The organism is Aminobacter sp. BA135, assembly GCF_050859125.1.
Taxonomy (GTDB): domain Bacteria; phylum Pseudomonadota; class Alphaproteobacteria; order Rhizobiales; family Rhizobiaceae; genus Aminobacter; species Aminobacter ciceronei.
The window spans coordinates 1,177,939-1,202,179 of the sequence record NZ_CP139572.1; the positions used below are offsets into that span (position 1 = coordinate 1,177,939).

At 63.1% G+C, this 24,241-nt stretch carries 27 protein-coding genes, 1 tRNA gene and 1 pseudogene; 20 read left to right on the top strand and 9 right to left on the bottom strand.

Features of this window, described 5'->3' with window-relative positions:
• Positions 1–5 precede the first annotated feature (5 nt).
• The 3 genes from SLT36_RS05715 to SLT36_RS05725 all read left to right on the top strand — a co-directional run bounded on the left by SLT36_RS05715 (position 6) and on the right by SLT36_RS05725 (position 3,007).
• Positions 6–890 carry a F0F1 ATP synthase subunit gamma gene (locus SLT36_RS05715; RefSeq protein ID WP_432286263.1) on the top strand — a complete coding sequence of 295 codons (885 nt, stop codon included), beginning with the start codon at positions 6–8 and terminating at the stop codon, positions 888–890.
• 64 nt (positions 891–954) lie between these two features.
• Complete coding sequence (atpD, locus tag SLT36_RS05720) at positions 955–2,502, top strand: F0F1 ATP synthase subunit beta (protein WP_432286264.1); 1,548 nt, start codon at positions 955–957, stop codon at positions 2,500–2,502.
• A 106-nt stretch (positions 2,503–2,608) separates the two neighbouring features.
• Positions 2,609–3,007 (top strand): F0F1 ATP synthase subunit epsilon, encoded by a 399-nt coding sequence (locus SLT36_RS05725; RefSeq protein WP_115730343.1) that lies wholly within the window; start codon positions 2,609–2,611, stop codon positions 3,005–3,007.
• Between the two features lie 114 nt (positions 3,008–3,121).
• On the opposite strand, the gene SLT36_RS05730 is transcribed toward SLT36_RS05725, so the two are convergent.
• The 3 genes from SLT36_RS05730 to SLT36_RS05740 form a co-directional block, all read right to left on the bottom strand.
• Complete coding sequence (locus SLT36_RS05730) at positions 3,122–4,213, bottom strand: CaiB/BaiF CoA transferase family protein (protein WP_432286265.1); 1,092 nt, start codon at positions 4,211–4,213, stop codon at positions 3,122–3,124.
• Between the two features lie 80 nt (positions 4,214–4,293).
• Positions 4,294–4,764 (bottom strand): nucleoside deaminase, encoded by a 471-nt coding sequence (locus tag SLT36_RS05735; RefSeq protein WP_432286266.1) that lies wholly within the window; start codon positions 4,762–4,764, stop codon positions 4,294–4,296.
• Positions 4,765–4,775: 11 nt separating this feature from the next.
• Positions 4,776–5,369, bottom strand: a complete 594-nt coding sequence (locus tag SLT36_RS05740; RefSeq protein ID WP_432288262.1) for an ankyrin repeat domain-containing protein — start codon at positions 5,367–5,369, stop codon at positions 4,776–4,778.
• 275 nt (positions 5,370–5,644) lie between these two features.
• Between SLT36_RS05740 and rfbA the strand changes: the two genes are divergently transcribed.
• From rfbA to SLT36_RS05775, 7 genes are all read left to right on the top strand, one after another.
• The gene (rfbA, locus tag SLT36_RS05745; protein ID WP_432286267.1) at positions 5,645–6,526 is read left to right on the top strand and encodes a glucose-1-phosphate thymidylyltransferase RfbA; all 882 of its coding nucleotides are present in this window, start codon (positions 5,645–5,647) and stop codon (positions 6,524–6,526) included.
• Positions 6,519–7,082 carry a dTDP-4-dehydrorhamnose 3,5-epimerase gene (gene rfbC, locus SLT36_RS05750; RefSeq protein ID WP_432286268.1) on the top strand — a complete coding sequence of 188 codons (564 nt, stop codon included), beginning with the start codon at positions 6,519–6,521 and terminating at the stop codon, positions 7,080–7,082. Before rfbA ends, rfbC begins: the two co-directional genes overlap by 8 nt.
• Positions 7,079–8,158 carry a dTDP-glucose 4,6-dehydratase gene (gene rfbB, locus SLT36_RS05755; RefSeq protein ID WP_432286269.1) on the top strand — a complete coding sequence of 360 codons (1,080 nt, stop codon included), beginning with the start codon at positions 7,079–7,081 and terminating at the stop codon, positions 8,156–8,158. The genes rfbC and rfbB overlap by 4 nt, the downstream gene beginning before the upstream one ends.
• On the top strand, positions 8,155–9,039 hold the full coding sequence (gene rfbD, locus SLT36_RS05760) for a dTDP-4-dehydrorhamnose reductase (protein WP_432288264.1): 885 nt from the start codon (positions 8,155–8,157) through the stop codon (positions 9,037–9,039). The genes rfbB and rfbD overlap by 4 nt, the downstream gene beginning before the upstream one ends.
• Before the next feature lie 217 nt (positions 9,040–9,256).
• Positions 9,257–10,099, top strand: coding sequence for a glycosyltransferase family 2 protein (locus SLT36_RS05765; protein ID WP_432286270.1), 843 nt, complete (start codon positions 9,257–9,259; stop codon positions 10,097–10,099).
• Entirely contained in the window at positions 9,982–11,352 is a 1,371-nt protein-coding gene (locus SLT36_RS05770; RefSeq protein ID WP_432286271.1) for a glycosyltransferase WbsX family protein, read from the top strand. Before SLT36_RS05765 ends, SLT36_RS05770 begins: the two co-directional genes overlap by 118 nt.
• Before the next feature lie 90 nt (positions 11,353–11,442).
• The gene (locus tag SLT36_RS05775) at positions 11,443–12,309 is read left to right on the top strand and encodes a D-amino-acid transaminase (protein ID WP_432286272.1); all 867 of its coding nucleotides are present in this window, start codon (positions 11,443–11,445) and stop codon (positions 12,307–12,309) included.
• A 130-nt stretch (positions 12,310–12,439) separates the two neighbouring features.
• On the opposite strand, the gene SLT36_RS05780 is transcribed toward SLT36_RS05775, so the two are convergent.
• The 4 genes and pseudogenes from SLT36_RS05780 to SLT36_RS05795 all read right to left on the bottom strand — a co-directional run bounded on the left by SLT36_RS05780 (position 12,440) and on the right by SLT36_RS05795 (position 13,648).
• Positions 12,440–12,706: an autotransporter domain-containing protein gene (locus SLT36_RS05780; protein ID WP_432286273.1), complete on the bottom strand. Its 267-nt coding sequence runs from the start codon at positions 12,704–12,706 to the stop codon at positions 12,440–12,442.
• A gap of 70 nt (positions 12,707–12,776) precedes the next feature.
• Positions 12,777–13,076: pseudogene (locus tag SLT36_RS05785) on the bottom strand (autotransporter outer membrane beta-barrel domain-containing protein); the annotation flags it as partial.
• Positions 12,980–13,453 carry an NADAR family protein gene (locus tag SLT36_RS05790; protein WP_432286274.1) on the bottom strand — a complete coding sequence of 158 codons (474 nt, stop codon included), beginning with the start codon at positions 13,451–13,453 and terminating at the stop codon, positions 12,980–12,982. The pseudogene SLT36_RS05785 and the gene SLT36_RS05790, both read right to left, overlap by 97 nt.
• Positions 13,454–13,558: 105 nt before the next feature.
• A tRNA-Ser gene (locus tag SLT36_RS05795) sits at positions 13,559–13,648 on the bottom strand.
• A gap of 445 nt (positions 13,649–14,093) precedes the next feature.
• Between SLT36_RS05795 and rplU the strand changes: the two genes are divergently transcribed.
• The 3 genes from rplU to SLT36_RS05810 all read left to right on the top strand — a co-directional run bounded on the left by rplU (position 14,094) and on the right by SLT36_RS05810 (position 15,527).
• Positions 14,094–14,525, top strand: a complete 432-nt coding sequence (rplU, locus tag SLT36_RS05800) for a 50S ribosomal protein L21 (RefSeq protein WP_432286275.1) — start codon at positions 14,094–14,096, stop codon at positions 14,523–14,525.
• A 24-nt stretch (positions 14,526–14,549) separates the two neighbouring features.
• Positions 14,550–14,819, top strand: a complete 270-nt coding sequence (rpmA, locus tag SLT36_RS05805; RefSeq protein WP_055974797.1) for a 50S ribosomal protein L27 — start codon at positions 14,550–14,552, stop codon at positions 14,817–14,819.
• A gap of 120 nt (positions 14,820–14,939) precedes the next feature.
• Positions 14,940–15,527, top strand: coding sequence for a GNAT family N-acetyltransferase (locus SLT36_RS05810; RefSeq protein ID WP_067956586.1), 588 nt, complete (start codon positions 14,940–14,942; stop codon positions 15,525–15,527).
• Between the two features lie 9 nt (positions 15,528–15,536).
• On the opposite strand, the gene SLT36_RS05815 is transcribed toward SLT36_RS05810, so the two are convergent.
• Positions 15,537–16,397 (bottom strand): endonuclease/exonuclease/phosphatase family protein, encoded by an 861-nt coding sequence (locus tag SLT36_RS05815; protein ID WP_432286276.1) that lies wholly within the window; start codon positions 16,395–16,397, stop codon positions 15,537–15,539.
• A gap of 114 nt (positions 16,398–16,511) precedes the next feature.
• Between SLT36_RS05815 and obgE the strand changes: the two genes are divergently transcribed.
• The 4 genes from obgE to SLT36_RS05835 all read left to right on the top strand — a co-directional run bounded on the left by obgE (position 16,512) and on the right by SLT36_RS05835 (position 20,842).
• Positions 16,512–17,549, top strand: coding sequence for a GTPase ObgE (gene obgE, locus SLT36_RS05820; protein WP_067956589.1), 1,038 nt, complete (start codon positions 16,512–16,514; stop codon positions 17,547–17,549).
• A 6-nt stretch (positions 17,550–17,555) separates the two neighbouring features.
• Positions 17,556–18,704: a glutamate 5-kinase gene (gene proB, locus SLT36_RS05825; RefSeq protein WP_432286277.1), complete on the top strand. Its 1,149-nt coding sequence runs from the start codon at positions 17,556–17,558 to the stop codon at positions 18,702–18,704.
• Between the two features lie 3 nt (positions 18,705–18,707).
• Complete coding sequence (locus tag SLT36_RS05830; RefSeq protein WP_432286278.1) at positions 18,708–19,994, top strand: glutamate-5-semialdehyde dehydrogenase; 1,287 nt, start codon at positions 18,708–18,710, stop codon at positions 19,992–19,994.
• 251 nt (positions 19,995–20,245) lie between these two features.
• Positions 20,246–20,842: a nicotinate-nucleotide adenylyltransferase gene (locus tag SLT36_RS05835; RefSeq protein ID WP_432288265.1), complete on the top strand. Its 597-nt coding sequence runs from the start codon at positions 20,246–20,248 to the stop codon at positions 20,840–20,842.
• A gap of 43 nt (positions 20,843–20,885) precedes the next feature.
• Here SLT36_RS05835 and SLT36_RS05840 read toward each other — a convergent pair whose 3' ends face one another.
• A complete protein-coding gene (locus SLT36_RS05840; RefSeq protein WP_432286279.1) occupies positions 20,886–21,716 on the bottom strand; it encodes an AraC family transcriptional regulator in 831 nt (276 codons plus the stop codon).
• Positions 21,717–21,945: 229 nt separating this feature from the next.
• On the opposite strand from SLT36_RS05840, the gene SLT36_RS05845 reads away from it, so the two are divergent.
• The 3 genes from SLT36_RS05845 (at position 21,946) to rlmH (ending at position 24,223) form a co-directional block, all read left to right on the top strand.
• Positions 21,946–23,178, top strand: coding sequence for an MFS transporter (locus tag SLT36_RS05845; protein ID WP_432286280.1), 1,233 nt, complete (start codon positions 21,946–21,948; stop codon positions 23,176–23,178).
• A 167-nt stretch (positions 23,179–23,345) separates the two neighbouring features.
• Entirely contained in the window at positions 23,346–23,723 is a 378-nt protein-coding gene (rsfS, locus tag SLT36_RS05850) for a ribosome silencing factor (protein ID WP_067956597.1), read from the top strand.
• 17 nt (positions 23,724–23,740) lie between these two features.
• The gene (gene rlmH / locus SLT36_RS05855) at positions 23,741–24,223 is read left to right on the top strand and encodes a 23S rRNA (pseudouridine(1915)-N(3))-methyltransferase RlmH (RefSeq protein WP_067956598.1); all 483 of its coding nucleotides are present in this window, start codon (positions 23,741–23,743) and stop codon (positions 24,221–24,223) included.
• Positions 24,224–24,241: the final 18 nt, after the last annotated feature.

Sequence of the window (24,241 nt, forward strand, 5' to 3'; positions counted from 1 at the left end):
AAGGCATGGCCTCGCTAAAAGACCTCCGCAACCGTATCGCCTCGGTCAAGGCGACGCAGAAGATCACCAAGGCGATGCAGATGGTCGCCGCGGCGAAGCTGCGTCGCGCCCAGGAAGCTGCGGAAGCCGCGCGTCCCTACTCGCAGCGCATGGGTGCGGTTCTCGCGAACATCGCCCAGGCTGTCGGCGGCGGTGGCGATGCTCCGGCGCTGATGACCGGCACCGGCAAGGACGACGTGCATCTGCTCGTCGTCTGCACCGCCGAGCGCGGCCTGTGCGGCGGCTTCAACAGCCAGATTTCGCGTCTGGCTCGCGACCATGTCCGCAAGCTCCAGGGCCAGGGCAAGACGGTCAAGATCATCACCGTCGGCAAGAAGGGCTACGATGTCCTGCGTCGCGACTTCGCCTCGCTGATCATCGACCGCGTCGAACTGCGCGACGCCAAGCAGGTTGGCTTCGTCCATGCCGACATGATCGCCAAGAAGGTGATCACCCTGTTCAACCAGGGCGGCTTCGATGTCTGCACGCTGTTCTACTCCGAGTTCAAGTCGGTGATCAGCCAGGTTCCGACCGCGCAGCAGGTCATTCCTGCCGCCGCTCCTTCGGCCGGCACTGACGCCGCGACCAGCGGCGGTGCGGTCTACGAATACGAACCGGAGCCGGGCGAAATCCTCGGCGATCTCATTCCGCGCAACATCTCGGTGCAGATTTTCCGGGCGCTGCTGGAAAACGCCGCCGGCGAGATGGGTGCCAAGATGAGCGCGATGGACAATGCCACGCGCAACGCAGGCGACATGATCAACAAGCTGACGATCACGTACAACCGCCAGCGTCAGGCCCAGATCACCAAGGAACTGATCGAGATTATTTCGGGCGCCGAAGCGCTCTAGCCACGTGATGGCTCGCCGCAAGGCGGGTCCGCGTGAAACAACGAACGGACACAGAGGTTAAACGATGGCTAAAGCAGCTACTCCGAAAGCCGCTCCGGCGGCGGAAAAGGCCCCCGCAGCAAAGAAGGCGGCGCCTGCCAAGGCGGCCGCTGCCAAGGTCGAAAAGTCCGCGGTCGTCGCCACGGGCGCTGGCCGCGTCTCGCAGGTCATCGGCGCTGTCGTCGACGTGCAGTTCGACGGCGAACTGCCGCCGATCCTGAACGCGCTCGAGACGATGAACGGCGACAACCGCCTCATCCTCGAAGTGGCACAGCATCTCGGCGAAAACACCGTCCGCTGCATCGCCATGGACATTTCGGAAGGCCTCGTTCGTGGCCAGGCCGTCCGTGATACCGGTTCGCCGATTATGGTTCCGGTTGGCGACGAGACCCTCGGCCGCATCATGAATGTCATCGGCGAGCCGGTCGACGAAGCCGGCCCGGTCAAGACCAAGTCGAAGCGCGCCATCCACCAGGAAGCGCCTGCCTATGTCGACCAGTCGACCGAAGCACAGATCCTGGTCACCGGCATCAAGGTCGTCGATCTGCTGGCTCCTTACGCCCGCGGCGGCAAGATCGGCCTGTTCGGCGGCGCCGGCGTCGGCAAGACCGTTCTGATCCAGGAACTGATCAACAACGTCGCCAAGGCGCACGGCGGTTACTCGGTGTTCGCCGGCGTCGGCGAGCGCACCCGCGAAGGCAACGATCTCTATCACGAAATGATCGAGTCGGGCGTCAACAAGGACCCGCACGAGAACAACGGCTCGACCGAAGGTTCGAAGTGCGCGCTGGTGTTCGGCCAGATGAACGAGCCGCCCGGTGCGCGCGCCCGCGTCGCCCTGTCGGGCCTGACCATCGCCGAGCATTTCCGCGACCAGGGCCAGGACGTGCTGTTCTTCGTCGACAACATCTTCCGCTTCACCCAGGCGGGTTCGGAAGTGTCGGCTCTGCTCGGCCGTATCCCGTCGGCCGTGGGCTATCAGCCGACGCTGTCGACCGACATGGGCCAGATGCAGGAGCGCATCACCACGACCAACAAGGGTTCGATCACCTCGGTGCAGGCCATCTACGTGCCCGCCGACGACTTGACCGATCCGGCGCCGGCAACCTCGTTCGCGCATCTTGACGCGACGACGGTTCTCAACCGCGCGATCTCGGAAAAGGGCATCTACCCGGCCGTGGATCCGCTCGACTCGACCTCGCGCATGCTCGACCCGCTGATCGTCGGCGAAGAGCACTACTCGGTCGCCCGTCGCGTCCAGGAAATCCTCCAGCGCTACAAGTCGCTGCAGGACATCATCGCCATCCTGGGCATGGACGAGCTGTCGGAAGAGGACAAGATCACGGTCGCCCGCGCCCGCAAGATCGAGCGCTTCCTGTCGCAGCCGTTCTTCGTCGCCGAAGTGTTCACCGGTTCGCCCGGCCAGCTGGTTCCGCTCGAAGACACCATCAAGAGCTTCAAGGGGCTGGTTGACGGCGAGTACGATCACCTGCCGGAAGCTGCCTTCTACATGGTCGGCGGCATCGACATGGCGATCGAGAAGGCCCAGCGCCTGGCTGCGGAAGCGGCATAATCATAAAAGCCGCAGCGCGGGCCCCTCGGTCCGCGCTGTTGCACCGGTGACTGTCCGGTTGCGGGCAGGTCTGCTCGGAACTCCGTCCAAGCATTTGTGAGACACCATGGCTGAAGCATTCAAATTCGAACTGGTCTCGCCCGAGCGTCTGCTCGTTTCGGAGCAGGTCGAGTCCGTCGTCATTCCCGGCGCGGAAGGTGAAATGACTGTCATGGCCAACCATGCACCCGTCATGACCACCATCAAGCCGGGCGTCGTGACGGTTAAGGCCGTCGGCGGCAAGGAAGAGCGCTACGTCGTGTTTGGCGGTTTCGCCGACATCGTTCCGGCCGGCTGCACACTTCTCGCCGAATCGGCGACGCCGGTGAAGGACATCGACCGCGCCGAACTGCTGCGTCGTATCCAGGAGGCGCGCGAAGACGTCGCCGACGCCAAGGAAGATCAGGCCCGCACCAAGGCGGAAGCCTATCTCAACCACCTGTCGACCCTGGAAGCCGCTATCTGAGGCTTTCTCGCCGGGTCAGGCACGTTCGACAAAATTGCTCAAGCCGTCGGCTCCACCGGCGGCTTTTTGCATTTTGGGGTCTGTCGGCTGGGGTGGAGAGCTCGCGAGCTGGAGTTAGCCGCTCCACGCCCTGACCGCCTCGGCCAGCGGCAGCACATCTTGAGGTCGGGCGCGCGCCTCGGTCGGCGTGCCGGAAAAGCGCGGGGTCGGAGCTGGTTGTGTCAGCCCGTTCAGTTGAACAAAGCTTTTCCGGGCGATGAGATGAGGATGTTGCGCCGCCTCGTGAAGGTCGAGCACCGGTGAAACGCAGGCGTCGGAGTGTTCCAGCAGAGCCAGCCATTCGGAGCTTGGGCGTCTGATGATCAGCGCTGCGATCTCGTCTTTCAGTGCTGGCCAATTGTGCCGGACGGCGCGCAGGGCGTTGGCCGTGTCGTCCAGTCCGATGGCCTGGCGGAACAGTTCGAAGAACTGCGGTTCGATCGGACCGATGGCGATATGCCTGCCGTCTGCGCATTCATAGGTGCTGTAGTAGGGCGCGCCGCCGTCGAGCAGATTGGCTGCGCGCTGGGGCTGCCACTGGCCGGCGGAGGCAAGGTCGTGAGCCATGGTCATCAGTTGGACGGTGCCGTCGCAAATGGCAGCATCGACGACTTGCCCGGTGCCTGTACGCTGCGCCGACAGCAGGGCCGCGAGCATGCCGGAGACGAGGAACATGGCGCCGCCGCCGAAGTCGCCGACGAGGTTGAGCGGCGGCACGGGATGGCCGGCGGGGCCTATCGCCGCGAGCGCGCCTGATATGGCAATATAGTTGATGTCGTGGCCCGCATGGGTTGCCAGCGGACCTGTCTGCCCCCACCCCGTCATGCGGCCATAGACGAGACGCGGGTTGCGTTCCAGCAGGACATCAGGTCCCAACCCAAGCCGTTCCATGACAGCCGGCCGGAACCCTTCGATAAGGGCGTCGGCACTGTCGCAGAGTGTGCGGACCATCTCGGCCTGGACGGGATCCTTGAGATCGGCCTCCACGGTTGGACGCCCGCGTCCCGAAATCGGATCGGGAATTTTAGGCGTGGCCTCCGGGCGCGCGATGCGGATGACGTCGGCCCCCATGTCCGCGAACTGCATGGCGGCGAAGGGTGCAGGTCCGAGACCGACGAATTCGACGACGCGAAGCCCGGCAAGCGGGCCGGTGGCCGGTTTGGTCATGGTCCGCACTCCTTGTGGCGAAAACGAGAGGCTGGCGGAGGAGCTTGTGAAACCTTCCGGCCGGATTGGGGTGAAGAAGCCTAGGATTGGGACTGTGCAGCCTTCCACTCGGCGTAAAGATGCTGGTGGTCCCGCGAGCGCACCGGGCGATATGCGACCTTCATCGTCTGTTCGGTCGCAGGCCGCGCAAGGTCGGCATAGACAGCTGCCGTCGACAGGCCATAGGGCTCGCCGTCGTCATTCGAATATGCATATGCGACTTCGGTTATGCCCGCCATGCGCATTGCGCCCATGCACATCGGGCAAGGATGGCCGCTTGCATAGACTGTGCAACCGTCGAGCCGTGGCGAGGCCAGGGCCTGACTTGCCGCCCGGATGGCCGACATCTCGGCATGGGCAGTCGGATCATTGGACGAGAGCACTTCGTTGACGCCACTGGCGACAACCTCTCCGTTCCTGACCACAACCGCTCCAAAAGGGCGGCCACCTCTCGAAATGTTCGCGCGCGCCAGCTCGATTGCCTGGCAAAGGAACTCACTCGACTTGTCCAATTCGGCCTCCTTCAGCGGGCGCCGGCGGCAACCAGGACCTTCTCGATCTCGGTGAAGCCGTGCTTGCGTGCGTTCTGCAGCGGTGTCACGCCGTCGCCGTCGGCAAGGTTGACGTCAGCACCGGCGTCGACGAGCAACTTGACGATCGCGACGTGGCGGGGACCGCCGTCGCCGAGTACGATCGCCTCCAGCAGAGCCGTCCAGTTGAGCTTGTTGACGTGGTCGACCTCGACACCGGCCTCGATCAGCGTACGCACGGTTTCGACATGACCGCGTTCGGCGGCCGGGATCAGGGCAGTGCCGCCATAGCGGTTGATGCTCTTGAGATCGGCGCCGTGGGCCAGCGTCATCTTCAGGATCTCGAAATGTCCGCGCGCGCCGGCATAAAGATACGGGCTGTCATTGATGGCATCCTTGGCGTTGACGTCGGCGCCTGCGTCGATCAGCACCCTGGCAGCTTCGATCTGGTTGCCGTGGGTGGCGAGCAGAAGTGCGGTGCGGCCGCTGTCGTCGCGTGCGTCGATGCTGGCGCCCTTTGCAAGCAGGTCGCGGACAGCTGTCGCGTCACCCTTGCTCGCGCTTGCATGCAATTCACGTTCGAGCATGTTTTCTCCTGCGGCTGGTGCAATCCATGCCATGGCGGCGAATGCCAGGACAGAGGCGATCTTGAGCAATAGGCGGTTCATGTTCCTAATCTTTCGATACGTGTGGCCGAGCGGGCTGGATAGCGGGTTCCGCTCCGCAAGTTTTACCTTCTGAAACCAAAACTGTTCGTGATTGTGGCAGACGAAGTTGATGTCTTGTTTGTGCGTGCCATACGGTCTATTGCGGATTGTCAGCCGGGACGGGGGTCAGAAGGCAACGACACCGGGGATGTACCGTGAAGGGAATTATACTTGCGGGCGGTAGTGGCACGCGACTCTACCCTGCAACACTTGCAGTATCGAAGCAGATACTTCCGATATATGATAAGCCGATGATCTATTATCCGCTCGGCGTTCTCATGCTGGCGGGTATTCAGGACATCCTTATCATCTCGACGCCGCGCGATCTGCCGCAGTTCCAGCAGTTGCTCGGCGACGGCTCGGCGTTTGGCGTGTCGTTTTCCTATGCCGTCCAACCTTCTCCCAACGGCTTGGCCGAAGCGTTCATCATCGGACGCGAGTTCATCGGCAACAGCCCGGTGGCGCTTATACTTGGCGACAACATCTTCTATGGCGACGGCCTGTCGGAGCGCTGTCGGGCAGCCGTTGCCCGCGAGAGCGGCGCTTCGGTCTTTGCCTATCATGTCGAGGATCCGCAGCGTTATGGCGTCGTGTCATTCGACCGGGAGACCCAGCGTGCCCTGTCGATCGAAGAAAAGCCTGCGCAGCCGCGCTCGAACTGGGCGGTGACCGGCCTCTATTTCTACGACAATTCGGTGGTCGACATTGCCTCGTCGATCAAGCCATCAGCGCGTGGCGAACTGGAGATCACCGACGTCAACCGCACCTATCTCGAGCGCGATACGTTGCATGTCGTCCGCCTGGGCAGGGGCTACGCCTGGCTCGATACCGGCACTCATGACAGCCTCCACGAGGCGTCGTCCTTCGTGCGCACCATCGAGCATCGCCAGGGCATCAAGATCATGTGCCCGGAAGAGATCGGCTTCGAACTCGGCTGGGTCAGCGAAGAGGACGTGTTGCACCGTGCCGCCGAGCTCGGCAAGACCGACTACGCCCGCTATCTCGAGCGCCGGGTCAGGGAAATCGGTCATGGTTGAGGTGAGCAAACTCGGCCTGGACGGCGTTTGCGAAATACGCGTCCCCAGGTTCGATGACGCACGCGGTTTCTTTTCCGAGACCTGGAATGCCGAAAAGCTTGCCCAGGCAGGCATCGCCGTCGATTTCGTGCAGGACAATCACTCGCTGTCGCGGGAGCGCGGCGTGTTGCGGGGGCTGCATTTCCAGAAGCCGCCCTTTGCACAGGACAAGCTGGTGCGGGTCCTGCGCGGATCGATCTACGACGTCGCCATCGACATTCGCGTGGGCTCGCCGACCTTCGGCAAATGGGTGGGGCTGACGGTTTCCGCCAAAGAATGGAATCAGATATTGGTGCCCAAGGGCTTCGCGCATGGCTTTGTTACGCTCGAGCCCGACACCGAAGTTGCCTACAAGGTGTCGGCACCCTATTCGCAGCCGCATGACCGTTCGATCCGCTTCGATGACCCCGACATCGCGATCGATTGGCCGGTAGCCGCACAAGACCTGATCCTGTCGGACAAGGATGCTGCCGCCCCCTTGCTGACTGATGTCGAAACCGGATTTGTCTACCCGTGAAAAACGTCCCTCAAACTGTGCTGGTCACCGGTGGCGCCGGTTTCATCGGCTCGGCCGTCTGCCGGCATCTGGTGGCAAGCGGCAAGTACCGCGTCGTTAACCTGGACAAGCTGACCTATGCCGGCAATCTGACGTCGCTGCGTGATCTCGATGGCAATCCGAACTATGTCTTCCGGAAGGTCGACATCTGCGACACCGACAAGGTGCGCAAGATTCTCGCAGACGAAGCCGTCGATCTCGTCATGCACCTGGCGGCAGAAAGCCACGTCGACCGATCGATCGATGGGCCTATGGCCTTCGTCACCACCAATGTCGTTGGCACGGCGAGCCTGCTGCAGGCCGTGGTCGACCACTGGCGTAGCCTTGGGGAGGAGGCACGCAAGCGCTTCCGCTTCCATCACGTCTCGACCGACGAGGTGTTCGGCGACCTGCCTTTCGATTCCGGCGTCTTCACCGAGGACTCGCCCTACAAGCCGTCGTCGCCTTATTCGGCATCGAAGGCGGCGTCCGATCACTTCGTGCGCGCCTGGCACGAGACCTACGGATTGCCGGTGGTCCTTTCCAACTGTTCGAACAATTACGGGCCCTACCACTTCCCGGAAAAGCTGATCCCGCTGGTCATCGCCAACGCGTTGGATGAGCAGCCGCTGCCGGTCTATGGCAAAGGCGCCAACATCCGTGACTGGCTGTTCGTCGAGGATCACGCCAGGGCACTCGAAGCGGTCATGACCCGGGGCCGGATTGGTGAGAGCTACAACATCGGCGGACGTGCCGAACGCACCAATCTCGAAGTTGTCGAAGCCATCTGTGCCCTGCTTGATGCACGCCGCCCCCGCAATGGCGGCCGCTCGCATCTCGACCTCATCACCTATGTTACCGACCGGCCCGGACATGACCGGCGCTATGCGATAGATCCGACCAAGAGCGAGCAGGAACTGGGCTGGACGCCGCTGGAAACCTTTGAGACCGGCCTCGCCCGGACCGTCGACTGGTATCTCGCCAATGGCTGGTGGTGGCGCCCGATCCGCGAGCAGCGCTTCGACGGAACCCGCCAGGGACTGGTCGCCGCCAAGTGAAGATTCTGGTTACCGGAACATCCGGCCAATTGGCGCTCTCGCTTGCCGAGCGCGCCAAGGGAAAAGCAGATATCGTCCTTGTCGGTCGGCCTGACCTCGACCTTGAAGATCTCGCGACATTTGCCCCGGTCCTGAAATCGGTCGCGCCTGATATGGTCATCAATGCCGCCGCGCACACCGGCGTCGATCAGCAGGAAGACGAACCCCAGCGCGCGTTTCGCATCAATGCCGAGGCGCCGGCGGAATTGGCTCGGCTGACCAGGCTTGCGGGCATCCCGATCGTCCAGGTTTCGACGGACTACGTGTTTGATGGCAAGGCGGCGCAGCCTTACTCAGAGACGGACATGCCCAACCCGCAGACGGTCTATGGGCGCAGCAAGCTGGCGGGCGAGGAAGCCGTCCGTGCCGGCAATCCGGACCACCTGGTGGTGCGCACGGCCTGGGTCGTCAGCCGCCATGGCCGCAACTTCGTCAAGACGATGCTCACGCTCGCGGCGACACGCGACAGGCTGCAGGTCGTGGCCGACCAGTTCGGCAATCCGACGGAGGCCCGTGATCTCGCCGACGGCTTGCTGGCGGCAGCTGCCTCGTGGCGCAAGCAAGGCGGCTTTCCGCAGGGCCTCTACCATCTCGCCGGCCAGGGCCGCGCCAATTGGTTTGAGCTGGCCACTCACGTCTTTACCGTCAGTGCGTCGCTCGGCGGACCATCCGCGCTTGCAGAACCTGTCGGCAGTGAGCAATGGCCAGCAAAGGCCGCGCGGCCGGCGAATTCGCAACTGAGCTCGGACGCCTTTGCCCGCGATTTCGGCTACCGTGCCGGCGAGTGGCGAGAGCGGGTCGCGGGCCTGGTCACGGAACTGGTCGGATCTGCAAACAGGTGAATCTGACCCTGAGCGCTTTCGAAAGCGAACGCCCGTTGCCCGTTGCCGCAAGGTTCCCGTTTGGTTGATCACCCGATTGCTACGGCGGAAAGAAGCTGTGATTGTACAAATGTTGTCCGGACAGCCGTTTCGCTGCATAGATGCGAGACGAGGAAAAGCTCACTGCTTTGGGTAGGAGTCGACATTTACGTTAAGTCAAGTTGATGCGGACGACTTTATGAAACCGGAAGTGGATCTGATCGTCGTTACCCACAACAGCGGCTCAGTCTTGCCAGTGTTTTTGGCGACTGTTCCGAGTTGTGCAAACGTTGTTGTCGTCGACAACGCCAGCGTCGACGACTCCGTGGCGCTTGCCGAGGCTGCCGGGGCGAAGGTTATCGAGATCGAGGAAAATGTCGGCTATGGCAGCGCCTGCAATGTCGGCGCGGCCGCCGGCAATGCGCCATTCCTGCTGCTTGCCAATCCTGACCTTCGCTTCGAGGCGGGCGCGATAGAGGCGCTTGTTGCTGCAGCCGCTGCCCATCCCGACGCCGCCTTCAATCCGCGTTTCTATTCGGGCTCGCGCCGGCGCTTCAGACGGTGGTCGCGACTGCTGCCGGCGTCCGACTTTTGGCACGGGGCGCCACCCAACCATGATTGCGTCATCCCGGTCCTGCATGGCGCCTGCATCTTCATCAGGCGCAAGCATTTCGAGCAGGTTGGCGGCTTCGACCAGAACATCTTCCTGTTCCACGAGGACGACGACCTCAGCTTGCGGCTGCTGCGGGTCGGTGTCGAGTTGCGGCTTGCTGCAGGTGCTGCCGTCGACCATGCGGAAGGCCGCTCCAGCGCACGGTCGGTCGAGTCGGGCCGCATCAAGGGTGAAGCGATGGGCCGGTCGCTGGTCTATGTCATGAACAAGCACCAGATGCCGCTTGACGTACCCGCCGAGCGTTTCCGTACATGGCTGAAGCTGCTGTGGCCGCATGTGCTGTTCTCCAGTGCGCGACGCTCCAAGCTTCTGGGATTTGCAAACGGATTGAATGGCGGCCCTATGAGCAGTTTCGGGAAGCGCCAGTGAACGCTCTGTCAGGCGCCCCGTGGCGTGAAAGGCCACCCTTCTTGCGCAGAGTCTGGGGAACGTTGCGGCGGATCGCGCAGCCGTCCCGATGGCTGGCAAGGTCACAGCCGTCGGACCGGCTATACGAGACACAGGTCCGCAATCTCCTTGGCCATTATCCGGCCGGTGACTATAAGCCGATAGCAAGCGAAAAGCCGGCCGCGACCGACGTCCGCCTGGTGGCGTATTACTTGCCGCAGTTTCATCCGACGGCGGAGAACGACGAGTGGTGGGGGAACGGCTTCACCGAATGGCGCAACGTTGCGCGCGCGTTCCCTGTCTTCGAAGGTCACTACCAGCCGCGGCTGCCGGGAGAACTGGGATATTATGACCTGCGATTGCCTGAAGTCATGCGCCGGCAGGTCGAATTGGCCAAGCTCTATGGCATCTCAGCCTTCTGCTTTCATTTCTACTGGTTTGGTGGTCGGCGTCTGCTGGAAGGTCCGCTGGACCATTACCTGGCAACCGCCGATCTCGACCTGCCATTCTCCCTGTGCTGGGCCAACGAAACCTGGTCGCGACGCTGGTCCGGGCGCGAGCAGGACGTGCTTCTGGCGCAGCGGCATTCGGCGGAGGACGACATCGCGGTCATTCGCGGCCTCGACAAATATTTCCGCGATCCCCGCTATCTGAAAATCGACGGCAAGCCGGTTTTCACCGTTTATCGCGCGAGCCTCTTCCCGGACATGAAAGCCACCATCGCACGCTGGCGCGCAGAGATGACCAGGCTCGGATATCCTGGGATCTACCTGATCGCGACGAATGCCTTTGATTTCAGCGCGCATCGCGACCACGGCTTCGATGCGCTGTCCGAGTTTCCGCCGCACAACATCCGCACGCCGAGTATCGAAAGCAGCTTGTCCGTCTCACGCTTCCGGGACAGCGGTCGTATTCGACGCTACGCCGACGTGGTGGCAGCGGAAAAGGTGAAGTCGGTCGAGGCAGGCGTCGTCCATCCCGGCGTCATGCCGTCATGGGACAACAGCGCGCGCCGTCCGACGTCTGCCCAGATCTACCATGGCTCGACGCCCGATCTGTTCGAGCAATGGCTCGGGGACGCGATGAAGCGCGCGCAGGCCAATCCTGCAAACGAGCGCCTTGTCTTCATCAATGCCTGGAACGAGTGGGGCGAGGGGGCGTATCTCGAACCCGACCTGAGATATGGTTACGCCTATCTCGAGGCCTGCGCGGAAGCCCTTCGGAACCATACGTGACAGCGGCGCCGTCTCGCATAAGGCAATTTCCATCGGGGCGCTGGGCCTGTACAAGGCGCGCTGACATCTCACTTGCATTGGAGAGTACCTATGGCCGGTGGACAAGACCGCATCGTCTGGCTGAATGGCAGCTACCTGCCTGCCGCTGAGGCCAAACTGTCGATCTTCGATCGCGGCTTCCTGTTTGCCGACGGCATCTACGAGGTGACGGCGGTTCTCGACGGCAAGCTAGTCGACAGCGACCTGCACATGGCGCGTCTGGAGCGTTCGGCCCGTGAACTTGGCTTGCGCCTGCCCATCACCACCGCTGCCATCGAAGAGATCGAGCACGGTCTAATCGAGCGCAACGGTCTGCAGGAAGGGCTTGTCTACCTGCAACTGACGCGGGGCGCCGAAGAGCGGAACTTCCTGTTCGGCGAGGAGCTGGAGCCGACACTCCTGCTGTTGACGCAGCCGAAGGTGCTTGTCGATGTTGCCGCAGCAAGGACCGGCATTGCCGTCAAGACGCTGGCCGACCTGCGCTGGGCAAGGCGCGACATCAAGAGCGTGTCCCTGCTGCCGCAGGTGTTGGCCAAGCGCGACGCCAAGGCGGAAGGTTGCGACGAGGCGTGGATGGTCGAGGACGGTCATGTCTCCGAAGGTGCGTCGTCGACCGCCTATATCGTTACCCATGACGGCAAGATCGTCTCACCCGCCAACAGCCAGCGCACGCTGCCCGGCTGTACGCGGCAGGCGCTTGTCCAGTTGGCCGAGGAGGGCGGCCTAACGCTCGAGCAACGCCGCTTTACCGTCGAGGAAGCCCAGGCCGCTGCCGAAGCCTTCATCACCAGCGCTTCGACCTTCGTCATGCCGGTGACCCGCATCGATGGCAAGCCGATCGGCGACGGCAAGCCGGGACCGGTCGTCACGCGGCTGCGCGAGATCTATGTCGACCATGCGCGTGCGCACGCACGCTGACGGGCAAGGGCTGGCCCATCCAGGCCCGTAGCCAGGTCGGCCGGCAAACGCCGTCGCGGCTGCAGAAGATACACGACCATCTTCAGGTCCCGGTAGTCGTCCACGGTCGGCATGGCGTGCATGAAGACGGCTAGAACTGCACCGCAAGGTTTGCCTTGAAGCTGTGATCCTGTGCGTCGGATGCCAGATGGCCATGATAGGCAAGGCCGACGCTTGCAGCCGCGGAGATGTCGAAGTCGAGCCCGGCCTCGGCAATGGCGCTGTCTCTGGCGATCGGTGCCCCCGCGACAGAGAAAGCGCTGGAGCCGCCAAAGGCATTGACTGACGAGGGAAACGTGTTGCCGAAAGCGTGGCGCCAGCCGAGCATGCCGCGTGCCCTGGTTTCTATGCCTGCCACTGTAATGCGGTCGAAGCGCGCAACCCGACGGTGGTGAGGTGACGTCGGTCGAATCCCTTGCGACGGTGAGAGCCGCAGCGCCCCCTTGTTCGGCAAAGCCATCCGTGTGGAGATTGACGTAGGCGAGATTGGCGAAGGGTTCGAAGGAGCTCTGGCCGACCTCCATGTCATAGCCCAATTCTCCGAAGGCTTGTGCCGTGACGGCGCGGTAACTGTGCTTCAGCGTGTCGGAGAAGCCTGGGAAGCCGACCGCGCGGCTACCGTCGATGTCGCTCAGGCTGTAGGCAAGACCGCCTCTGAAGGCGACGGCACCCCATTTGGTGCCGCCATAGATGCCGAGGTAATCTGATTGCCGGTAGACAGCAGAAATGCCCCGAGCGCCTTGTTCTGTGAGAAGTTTGCGAAGCTTCCTTCAGTGACGATGCGGCGCTTCTCTCCATCCCAACGCGCCTCATCAAAACCGCGCACCTCGCGACCGATCTGCTTCGCCTGCTTGGGACTTCGCGCCTCAACGACGTGCTGCACCGCGTCTTGGTCGCCAAACAGCCGTGCCTTCTCAGCCATCATCCAATGCTCAGCCGTGGGATAGCCGATGCTTGCCACCTCAAAGGCCGCAGACCACCACTGGCTGAAGCATGAGGCAGTTATCCGTCCATCCTTTGCAGGCTGGTGCCCCCAGAAGAAAAGGAACTTCAGGCGTGCCTTGGCACGGAACGCTATCTCAAGGTGGGCGCGATCATGAACCATAATCTGCACTCTAAAGCAGCAATGCCGAACATCGGCAATGAAGGCGGGAAGCTGCCGTTGCGGCCTCAAGATATTTAGGGCTTTAAGCGTAGAAGCGGCGGTGTCTGGCGGAGAGGGAGGGATTCGAACCCCCGATGGGCTTGCACCCATGCCGCATTTCGAGTGCGGTGCATTCGACCACTCTGCCACCTCTCCGCGGTCGTGATCGGCCGTTGCCGGCGCGGCGCAGTAAATAACGGCTCATGGCCTGTCGCACAAGGCTAAATGTGACCGAGTTGGCGTATCTTTTTCATTGAGCCGATTTAGCCAGATGGACGCTGCGTCAGCCCGGTGGAAAATCTCGGTCCGAGAGACTGGCTTCACGGGCGTTTGGGTTTATGCGGGCGTCGCCTCGGCAGTTGTTCGCTTGAGCTGAAGCCTGTATCCGGGACTGGGCTGCGTGAGGCTCGCCTCGGCACGGGAGGCCTGGCCGGGCTCAAAAGCGCAGCTTTGCCAAGGTGTTCGCCTTGACTTCATGGCAACCTTCGGTTACGGGACCCCTGCAATCGGCGTGGAGGGTCCTCTGCGCCGTTTGTCATGAACCTGTAACGACTGACAAAAAGACGGCCGAAAAGGCCGACCGAACAGCGAAAGGCACAAAATGTTCGCAGTCATCAAAACGGGCGGTAAGCAGTATCGCGTTGCCGCCAATGATGTGATCAAGGTTGAGAAGCTCGTCGGCGCCGCCGGCGACACCGTGGAATTCGTTGAAGTGCTCGCCGTTGGCGAAGGTGAAAACGCCGAGATCGGCGCGCCCTTCGTCGCTGGCGCAGTGGTGACGGCTGAGGTGGTCGAGCACGGCCGCAACAAGACCGTCATCGCCTTCAAGAAGCGTCGCCGCCAGAACTCGCGTCGCGCCCGCGGTCACCGCCAGCACCACACCACTGTCCGGATCTCCGAGATCCTGACCGGCGGTGCGAAGCCTTCGAAGAAGGCGGCAGTGAAGGCCGAAGCCGCAGCTGATGCAGCTGCAGAAAAGTCCGCGAAGAAGGCAGCGCCGAAAAAGGCTGCAGCCGTCGCGGAATCAGAGTAATCAGAGCGCTGAAGGAGAACATCCATGGCACATAAAAAAGCTGGCGGTTCGTCGCGCAACGGTCGCGATTCAGAGTCGAAGCGCCTTGGCGTCAAGAAGTTCGGTAGCGAGTCCGTGATTCCGGGCAACATTATCGTTCGTCAACGCGGCACCACCTGGCATCCCGGCGTCAATGTCGGCATGGGCAAGGATCACACCCTTTTTGCGCTCGAAGCCGGCGCCGTGACCTTCAACAAAAAAGCCAATGGCCGAACCTACGTATCGGTTAATCCGATTCTCAAGGCCGCGGAGTAGCCGGTTCCGCACTACAACACCGGCGCCCCATCTCGGGAACCGGTGTCTGGCCAAGCCAGGAAAAGGATCAGGGGAGATGGGTTTCCATCTCCCCTTTTTCATTTTCCTGGAGGATTTCACATGGTTGCCGAGAAGGAAGACAGCGAAGACGAAAGGCTGTCGATCGACTGTCCGATATTGCTGACCGAGCGCCTGGTCCTGCGGCCACCGCACGAGGACGACATCCCCGAGCTGGTGCAGCTGGCCGACAACCGCCACATCGCCGAGATGTTGTCGCGGATGCCGCATCCCTACGGCGAGGCCGAGGCGCGGGCCTTCCTGTCGATGGCGCGTAGCAGGCGCGGCGGGGTGGTTTATGCCATCACCATCGCCGACACCGGTGCCTTCGTCGGTTCGGCCGGGCTAAACGTCACCGACCGCGGGCTAGAGCTCGGCTACTGGATCGGCGAACCCTACTGGAAGTCGGGCTATGCCACCGAGGCCGCGCATGCGCTCGTCGATCTCGCCTTCCGGGCGACCGATGTTGCCGTGCTCAACGTCTCGTGCCGGGTCATCAACCCGGCGTCGCGGCGGGTCATCCACAAGTGCGGCTTCCAGTATGCCGGCCAGGGCATGCTGAACTCGATCGTCGCCGGCCAGGTCCCGGTCGAGCGTTACCGGCTCGACCGCAAGACCTGGGCGAGCCTCAGGTCGTGGGCGCGGTTCTAGGCGGACGGCTCAGGCCAACTCGACCCACACCGGCTGGTGGTCGGAACCTGCCGCATCGCTGTCGATGCGGACGGATTTGACCCTGGCGGCCATGTTGGCCTGAACGAAGACGTAGTCGATCAGGCGGGTTTTTTCCGGATGGGTCGTGTCGGTCCAGGAGACCGATCCATCCGGAACTCCGCCCGCCAGCGTATAGGCGTCGACAGGGTGATGGGCGACGATCTGCGGACCTTCCACCGGGTCGGGCACGCCGGTCATGACGAGATGTTCGGGCGAGCCCGGCACCATGTTGAAGTCGCCCATGAGAACGAATTCCTCGGGGCTGGGGAGCTCGGGGAAACCGTATTCGGCAGCACCGGTGAGGACGCCGCCTTCTGCGGCAAAGGCGTAGACCCGTTCCTTGAGGTGACGGATCTGGGCGATGCGCTCCTCCTGGCTGACGTGGTCGGTGTGTACGGAGTAGACACGCAGCGGACCCGATGGTGCCATAACAAGCGCTTCCAGCGCTGAGCGCTGCAGGTTGCCGCGGCTGAGGCGCTTGCTGCGCGGCAGGAGCAGGTTGCGCGACGCGACGATGGGCCAGCGCGACAGCACCATGTTGCCGAACTGCAGCCGCTTGTTGGCGGGCTTGCCGTCGGTGCCGAGCATGCCGAAGTCGATGTCCATGGCGACGCCGTAGATATGGAAGTAGTCGGGCAGCAGGCGGGCAAGGCCGTCGACCATGTCGGCCATGTCGTTGCGCATGAAGTTGCGGGTCACCTCCTGCAGCGACACGATGTCGGCGCCGTCGACGGCGCGGGCAATGCGGTCGAGGTCGTAGCGCCCGTCGCGGCCGACGCCATACTGGGTGTTGTAGGTGACCAGTTTCATCTACGTCCTTTCGATACGGGCTTCGCGGCCCAATCCGCTCTCGCCCTTCGCCGCGCCTTGCGCTATGGCAAGTGCGCTGAAACAACGAAATAGCAGCAGAAGACGAAGAGTCCGATGAAATTTCTCGATCAGGCCAAGGTTTACATCCGCTCCGGCAACGGTGGCGCGGGTGCAGTGTCGTTCCGGCGCGAAAAGTTCATCGAATTCGGCGGCCCGGACGGTGGCGATGGCGGCCGCGGTGGTGACGTCTGGCTCGAGGTCGTCGATGGTCTCAACACGCTGATCGACTATCGTTACCAGCAGCATTTCAAGGCGCAGACCGGTATTCACGGCATGGGCCGCAACATGACCGGCGCCAAGGGGGCCGACATCACGCTCAAGGTGCCGGTCGGCACGCAGGTCTATGAAGAAGACAACGAGACGCTGATCTGCGACCTGACCCAGGTCGGCCAGCGTTATCTGCTCGCCAAGGGTGGCAATGGCGGTTTCGGCAACCAGCATTTCAAGACCTCGACCAACCAGGCGCCGCGGCGGGCCAATCCCGGCCTCGAAGGCCAGGAGATGTGGGTCTGGCTCAGGCTCAAGCTGATCGCCGATGCCGGTCTCGTCGGCCTGCCCAATGCCGGCAAGTCGACCTTCCTTGCCTCGGTCACGGCGGCAAAGCCGAAGATTGCCGACTATCCCTTCACCACGCTGCATCCGGGCTTGGGCGTCGCCCGCATCGACGCCCGCGAGTTCGTCATCGCCGACATTCCCGGTCTGATCGAGGGCGCGCATGAAGGTGTCGGCATCGGCGACCGTTTCCTTGGCCATGTCGAGCGCACGCGCGTGCTGCTGCACCTGGTCTCGGCGCGGGAAGAAAGCCCTGCCAAGGCCTACAAGACGGTGCGCCGCGAGCTTGAGGCCTATGGCCACGGTCTCGACGAGAAGTTCGAAGTGGTCGCACTTTCCCAGGCTGATACGCTCGATCCAGATGAACGCAAGAAGAAGATGGCATCGTTGAAACGCGCAGCTGGGCGCGCGCCTATCCTCCTGTCGGCGGCGACGCGCGAGGGCGTCGAGGAGACGCTGCGCGCGCTGATGAGCGTGGTCGAAGAGGCACGTCAGGCAAGCGGCGAGGTGGCACCCTCCGACGCGCGCTGGACGAAGTAGACTGTCATGACGATCCCTACGCTTCGCAGCTACAAGCGCATCACAGTCAAGATCGGCTCGGCGCTGCTTGTCGACCGCTCGACCGGTCTCAAGCGCGAATGGCTGGCCTCGATGGCCGACGACATCGCAACGCTGGCCGAAGGTGGCGCCGACGTGCTGGTCGTCTCGTCGGGCGCGATCGCGCTTGGCCGCACCATCCTCGGTCTCGGCAAGCGCGCCTTGAAATTGGAAGAGAGCCAGGCCGCCGCGGCCGTCGGCCAGATCGCTTTGTCGGGCGCCTGGGCGGAAGAGCTCGGCCGCAAGGGGCTGAAGTCGGGCCAGATTCTGGTCACGCTCGGCGACACCGAGGAGCGCCGGCGCTATCTCAACGCACGTGCCACCATCTCGACGCTGCTCAAGATGAATGCTGTGCCGGTCATCAACGAAAACGACACGGTGGCTACGAGCGAAATCCGCTATGGCGACAATGATCGCCTGGCGGCGCGTGTGGCGACGATGATGGGATCTGATCTTTTGGTGCTGCTGTCCGACATCGACGGGCTCTACACCGCCCCACCGGCAGGCGACCCAAATGCCAAGTTCATCCCGGTCGTCGACCGCATCACGCCTGATATCGAGGCGATGGCCGGGGGAGCCGCGTCCGAATTGTCGCGCGGCGGCATGCGGACGAAGATCGACGCCGGCAAGATCGCCACTGCGGCCGGCACGGCGATGATCATTACCGCCGGCACACGCCTGTCGCCGCTGATGGCGATCGAGCGCGGCGAACGCTCCACCTTGTTTCGCCCGAGCGGCAACCCGATCAAGGGCTACAAGACCTGGATTGCCGGCCAGCTCGAGCCGGCAGGACGGCTGACCGTCGATGCGGGTGCCGTCGGCGCGCTGCTTTCGGGCAAGTCGCTGCTGCCCGCGGGCGTGAAACTCGTCAGCGGCAATTTTTCGCGCGGCGACACGGTGGCGATCCTGTCGCCCGAGGGGCGCGAGATCGCGCGCGGGCTGGTTGCCTATGACGCTGCGGATGCCGTAAGGATCGCTGGGCTGAAGACTGCCGAAATCGAGACAGTTCTCGGCTATGAGGCACGTTCGGCGATGATCCATCGCGACGACCTCGTGGTCAGCCACACGGACAAGGTTGCGGTGCAAGCGGAAGGGTAGGACATGCTGAAGGCGCATGAGAAGTCCCATGAGGATACGGCGCGGCTGATGGCCGAGATCGGCCGCAAGGCTCGTGCCGCCGCCCGCCCACTCGCCATCGCCTCCGCCGAACGCAAGCATGCCGCCCTGATCGGCATGGCCGAGGCCATCCTGCGGCGCGAGTACGAGATTCTCGACGCCAACGCCATCGACGTGAAGAACGGTGAGGAGGCCGGTCTCAGCGGTTCGTTCATGGACCGTTTGAAGCTGACGTCGGGCCGAATCCGCGACATGGCCGACGGCATCCGCGCCATTGCCGATCTCAGGGACCCGGTCGGCGAAGTGATTGCCGCATGGGACCGCCCCAATGGCCTGCATATCGAGCGCGTGCGTACGCCGCTCGGCGTCATCGGCGTGATCTATGAAAGCCGTCCCAATGTCACGGCGGATGCCGGTGCGCTGTGCCTCAAGGCCGGCAACCCGGTGATCCTGCGCGGCGGCTCGGATTCGCTCAACTCGTCGCTGGCGATTCATTCTTGCCTCGCCGAGGGACTGAAGTCGGCCAATCTGCCCGAGGACGCGATCCAATTGGTGCCGGTGGCCGACCGCGCCGCCGTCGGCGAAATGCTGAAGGGCCTGTCTGGCAATCTCGACGTCATCATCCCGCGTGGCGGCAAGAGCCTTGTCGAACGCGTCCAGACCGAGGCGCGCGTGCCGGTATTTGCCCATCTCGAGGGCATCTGCCATCTCTACATCGACAAATCGGCCAAGCTCGACATGGCGGTGGCGATCGCCGTCAACGCCAAGATGCGCCGTACCGGCATCTGCGGCGCGGCAGAGACCTTGCTCGTTGATCGCGCAGTTGCGGCGACACATCTGGTTCCGGTGCTCGAAGCGCTGCGCAAGGCAGGCTGTGAAATTCATGCCGACGCGGATGTGGTCACGGCCTTTGCCGACGCCAAGCCGGCGACCGATGCCGACTGGGTGACCGAATATCTCGACGCCATCATCTCGGTGAAGCTTGTCGACGGGGTCGCCGGCGCCATCGAGCATATCGAGACGTTCTCCTCCCACCATACCGAGGCGATCGTTGCCGAGGATGCGAAGGCCGTCGAACGTTTCTTCAACGAGATCGATTCGGCGATCCTGCTGCACAACGCCTCAACCCAGTTCGCCGACGGCGGCGAGTTCGGCATGGGTGCGGAGATCGGCATCGCCACCGGCAAGATGCATGCGCGCGGGCCGGTCGGTGTCGAGCAGCTGACATCGTTCAAATACCGCGTGCGCGGCAACGGCCAGCTTCGGCCGTGACGGGGCAAATCGGGCTGGTGTGAAGGCTTTGCGCGCAATCACCCCCCTCTGCCCTGCCGGGCATCTCCCCCTCAGAGGGGGAGATTGGCTATCAACGCGGCTTTCGCCGTTCTTTGAGGCAGCAGAATTTGCGCAGCGGTCAGAGCTGCTGATCTCCCCCCTTGAGGGGGAGATGCCCGACAGGGCAGAGGGGGGCGCCTAGCACTATGCTCTCACCCTTGGAGCCGGCAGTTCCGCAAAAATACCTGCGCATGCCGCATGCCATGAAGGGCATGCAGGTCGGGCTGTTCGGCGGGTCGTTCAACCCGCCGCATGCCGGCCATGGCCTCGTTGCTGAAATCGCCATGCGCCGCCTGCAACTCGACCAGCTGTGGTGGATGGTCACCCCGGGCAATCCGCTGAAAAGCACACGCGAGCTGGCGCCGCTGGCCAGACGCATCGAACTGTCCGAGCAGATCGCGGAAAACCCGCGCATCAAGGTCACCGCCTTCGAGGCGAGCTACAATGTGCGCTACACCGCCGACACGCTGGCACTGATCAAGGCGCGCAACCCGGGCGTCGACTTCGTCTGGATCATGGGTGCCGACAATCTGCGCGATTTCCATCGCTGGCAGCGCTGGCGGCAGATCGCCACGACCTTCCCGATTGCGGTCATCGACAGGCCGGGTGCGACGCTGTCGTTCCTGTCGTCTGTGGTCGCCAAGACCTTCGACTATGCACGTGTCGACGAGGGTGACGCGCCGCTGCTGGCGCGGATGAAGGCCCCTGCCTGGACCTTCATCCACGGACCCCGTTCCCTGCTGTCGTCGACGGCGCTGAGGAACGGGACGGCCAAGGACAAGTCCTAGCCGTCCGGACGGAAAACCGCGGTACAGTTTTCCTGGAATTGCGTCAGCCTTTGATCGGGATCCAGATCTCGTAGCCGCCATTGCCCGTCGCCGGGTCGAAGCTCTCGGGGTAGAGCTCGAAATTGGGACCATCGGCGGCTTCATGCCCCGATGTCGGCAGCCACTTACTCCACACCGTGTGGGTGATGCGACGGATCATCGAAATGTGGTCGGTGGTGGCAAACACTGCGTAGCGCTGCGGCGGGATGCGCAGACGGGTGTACTCCGAGGTCAGGTCGGCGAAATCCTTGACCTCGACGCCGGCGATGTACTCGAAACTGTCGTCGTCAAAATTGCAGCAGACGCCATAGCCGACATAGCTCTTCTGGCCGGGCACGCTGCCAAAATGCGGGCCGAAGCGCTGCCACAATGACGGTATCGCCAGGCTCGTTTCGCTGGTGTAGCGCTGGCCGAAGCCGGCGATGAGCAGGGGGGCGCCATCGACGAAGCGCGACGGGGCGAGGTTTTCGACGAAGGTCTCGTCCATTTTGAGGAGCTCCAGGCATTGGGTCTGTGAAACGGAGCCATTGGCGCGCACCTCCTCGGGCGTCTGCCCAAAGCGATCGCGGAAGGCCCGGGTGAACGCCTCATGCGAGCCGTAACCGGCGTCGAGCGCGACCGCCAGAATGTCGGGCGCGCCCTTGGCCAGCGCCAGCGCAGCATCGATCAGGCGGCGGGCCCTGATATAGCCCGTGACCGATTGGCCGGTGGCGGCAGCAAAGGCGCGCGACATGTGAAAACGCGAGACCCCGCCAGCGGCGGCGATGTCATCGAGGCCGATGTCCTTGAGGTAGTGGCTCTCGATGTACCATATGGCTTTCTGAACAGGGGTCATTGTTGTTTCCGGCATGAGGACGACCCCGATATGCCTGCTTGCGGGGAAGTTCATTTGATCGTGCTTGCTGCACAACGCTTTTTTGCGCCGATGTCGATGGCAAATACACTGGTCGGCCCGTCTTGATCCAGTCCGGACTATTGGCTGAACCTGCACGGCCGATGTCGCAAATGCAGCGGCGCCAATGCATCGCAGCCGCGAAACTGGCTGCATGGAACAACGGCACGGGATGACCAGCGAAGTCGAAGAGGGCGACCACACGCCGGCGATCGCCGTTGCCGGTGTGATCCTGGCGATGGCGCTGCTCGCCGTCGGCAACGGCCTGATGTTCGGCTACATCCCTGTCAGCCTGGGGGCCGCGGGCTATGCGCCGACCTGGGCGGGCACGATGCTGACCGGCCTGTCGGCGGGCGGCCTTGCCGGCTGCCTGCTCACCGGAGCGCTGGTGCGCCGTGTCGGCCATGCCCGTGCCTACATGGTGTTTTCCGCCCTGATCGTGCTGTCCAACGTTGCCGTCGCTGCAGGCACGTTCCCCTTCGTCTGGATCGCCGCTCGGGCGCTTTATGGCTTTGCCATCTGCGGCTTGTTCATCGTCGCGCAGAGCTGGCTCAACGACGCCGTCGGCAACGACATACGCGGCCGAGTCATGGCGATCTTCTACGTCGCTTATGTCGTCGGCCTCGGTATCGGTTCGTTCCTGCTGCGCTTCGTCGACATCGCAACCGCGCAGGCGCCGCTGCTTTGCGTGGCCTCCGCCGCCATCTCGATCCTGCCCGTCGGGCTGACCCGGCTGCGGCAGCCGCCGCCGCCGCTGGCGGCCTCTGTGGCGCTGGCGCGGGCGTGGCGGATTTCTCCCGTCGGCGTCGCCGGTATGCTTGCGGTTGGTGGTCTGTCGATGATGATCGCCGGCTTCGCGCCGATCCACGCCACGGCGAGCGGTTTCAGCCAGCAGGAGGTGGCGACGCTGTTGTTTGCCATGCCCCTCGGTACGCTCCTGTTCCAGATCCCGCTGGGCTGGATCTCCGATCGAACCGACCGGCGCTATGTGCTGGTGGCGGCGGGGCTCCTGGTGGTGATCGCCGGGATTGCGGCAAACCGTTTCGACGGCAGTGCCCTGCCGTTGATGGTCGCGATCTATGTCGTGTGGAGCGGCACCAGCGAATCGATCTACTCGCTGTCGAGCGCGCATGCCAGCGACCGCGCACACAAGGACGACCTCGTGGCACTGTCGAGCAGCATGCTGTTTGCCTGGTCGCTGTCGGGCTTCATCGTTCCCGGCCTCGGCACCTTGCTGACGGCTGTCTACGGAACCCAGGCTTTCATGTATGTCGCCACAGCCATCGCGGCGTTTTTCACCGCTTTCGTGCTCTGGCGCCTGCGTATCAGTCCGGCGGTGCCGGAGGCCGATGCTGGCAGCTTTGCGCCGATGTCGGCCCAGCTGCCGCCGTCGACCGAGCCATAGGAACCCTGGCGCGAGGGCTGCCGGGGCGATCAACTTGTTGTCGCTGTCTTGAAACTGTAGCCCAACTCTGCCTATCTAAATGGTGTCGCCCGAGTTCAGGGTGATTTGGTTGTTCCTGTCGGAAAGGAAAGACACTGAGAACAGCACTTCGGAAGAAGGCGGAAGTCATGCCTTCGCCGGCCGGGATAGGCGAATTCGACGCCGTTGCCCGCGCCCTCAAGACAGTCCTTGACAGTCTGGAAGACTCCAAGGCCGAAAACATCGTCTCCATCGACATTCAGGGGAAATCGAGCCTCGGCGACTATATGGTCATCGCCTCGGGTCGATCGCACCGTCATGTCGCGGCGGTTGCCGATCATCTCCTCACAGCGCTGAAGGATGCCGGTCTCGGCGCCGCCCGCGTCGAGGGGCTGTCAGGTGCCGACTGGGTCCTCATCGATTCAGGCGATATCATCGTCCATGTCTTTCGGCCCGAAATCCGCGAGTTCTACAACATCGAAAAGATGTGGCAGGCGCCGGATCTCGAGGAAGAAACGGTTCATTGAGCCGCTAGACGCCAGGGATGAAAGTCTGGGTACATGCCGTGGGCCGGATGAAAGCCGGCCCCGAGAAGGAACTCGCCGACCGCTATCTCGATCGGTTCTCGAAAAGCGGCGGCCCGCTCGGCCTCGACTTTTCCGGAGTTACCGAGATCGCAGAAAGCCGTGCCCAGACCGTTGATGAGCGGCGGCGCGAAGAAGCCGACAGGCTGCGCGCCCAGATGGCGCCGGGAACCGCACTCATCCTGCTCGACGAACGCGGCAAGAATCTCTCCTCGCAGCAATTTGCCGACAAGATGTCGTCGCTGCGCGACGGCGGCCAGCGCGGCGTGATGATTGCCATTGGCGGTCCTGACGGCCACGACGAGGCGCTGCGCAACGAAGCCCAGATGCTGATTTCGTTCGGTGCCGCGACCTGGCCGCACCAGATGGTCCGCATCATGCTCGGCGAGCAACTCTATCGCGCGGCGACCATTCTTTCAGGGCATCCCTATCATCGCGCGTGAATAGGCTGATGTAGCGGT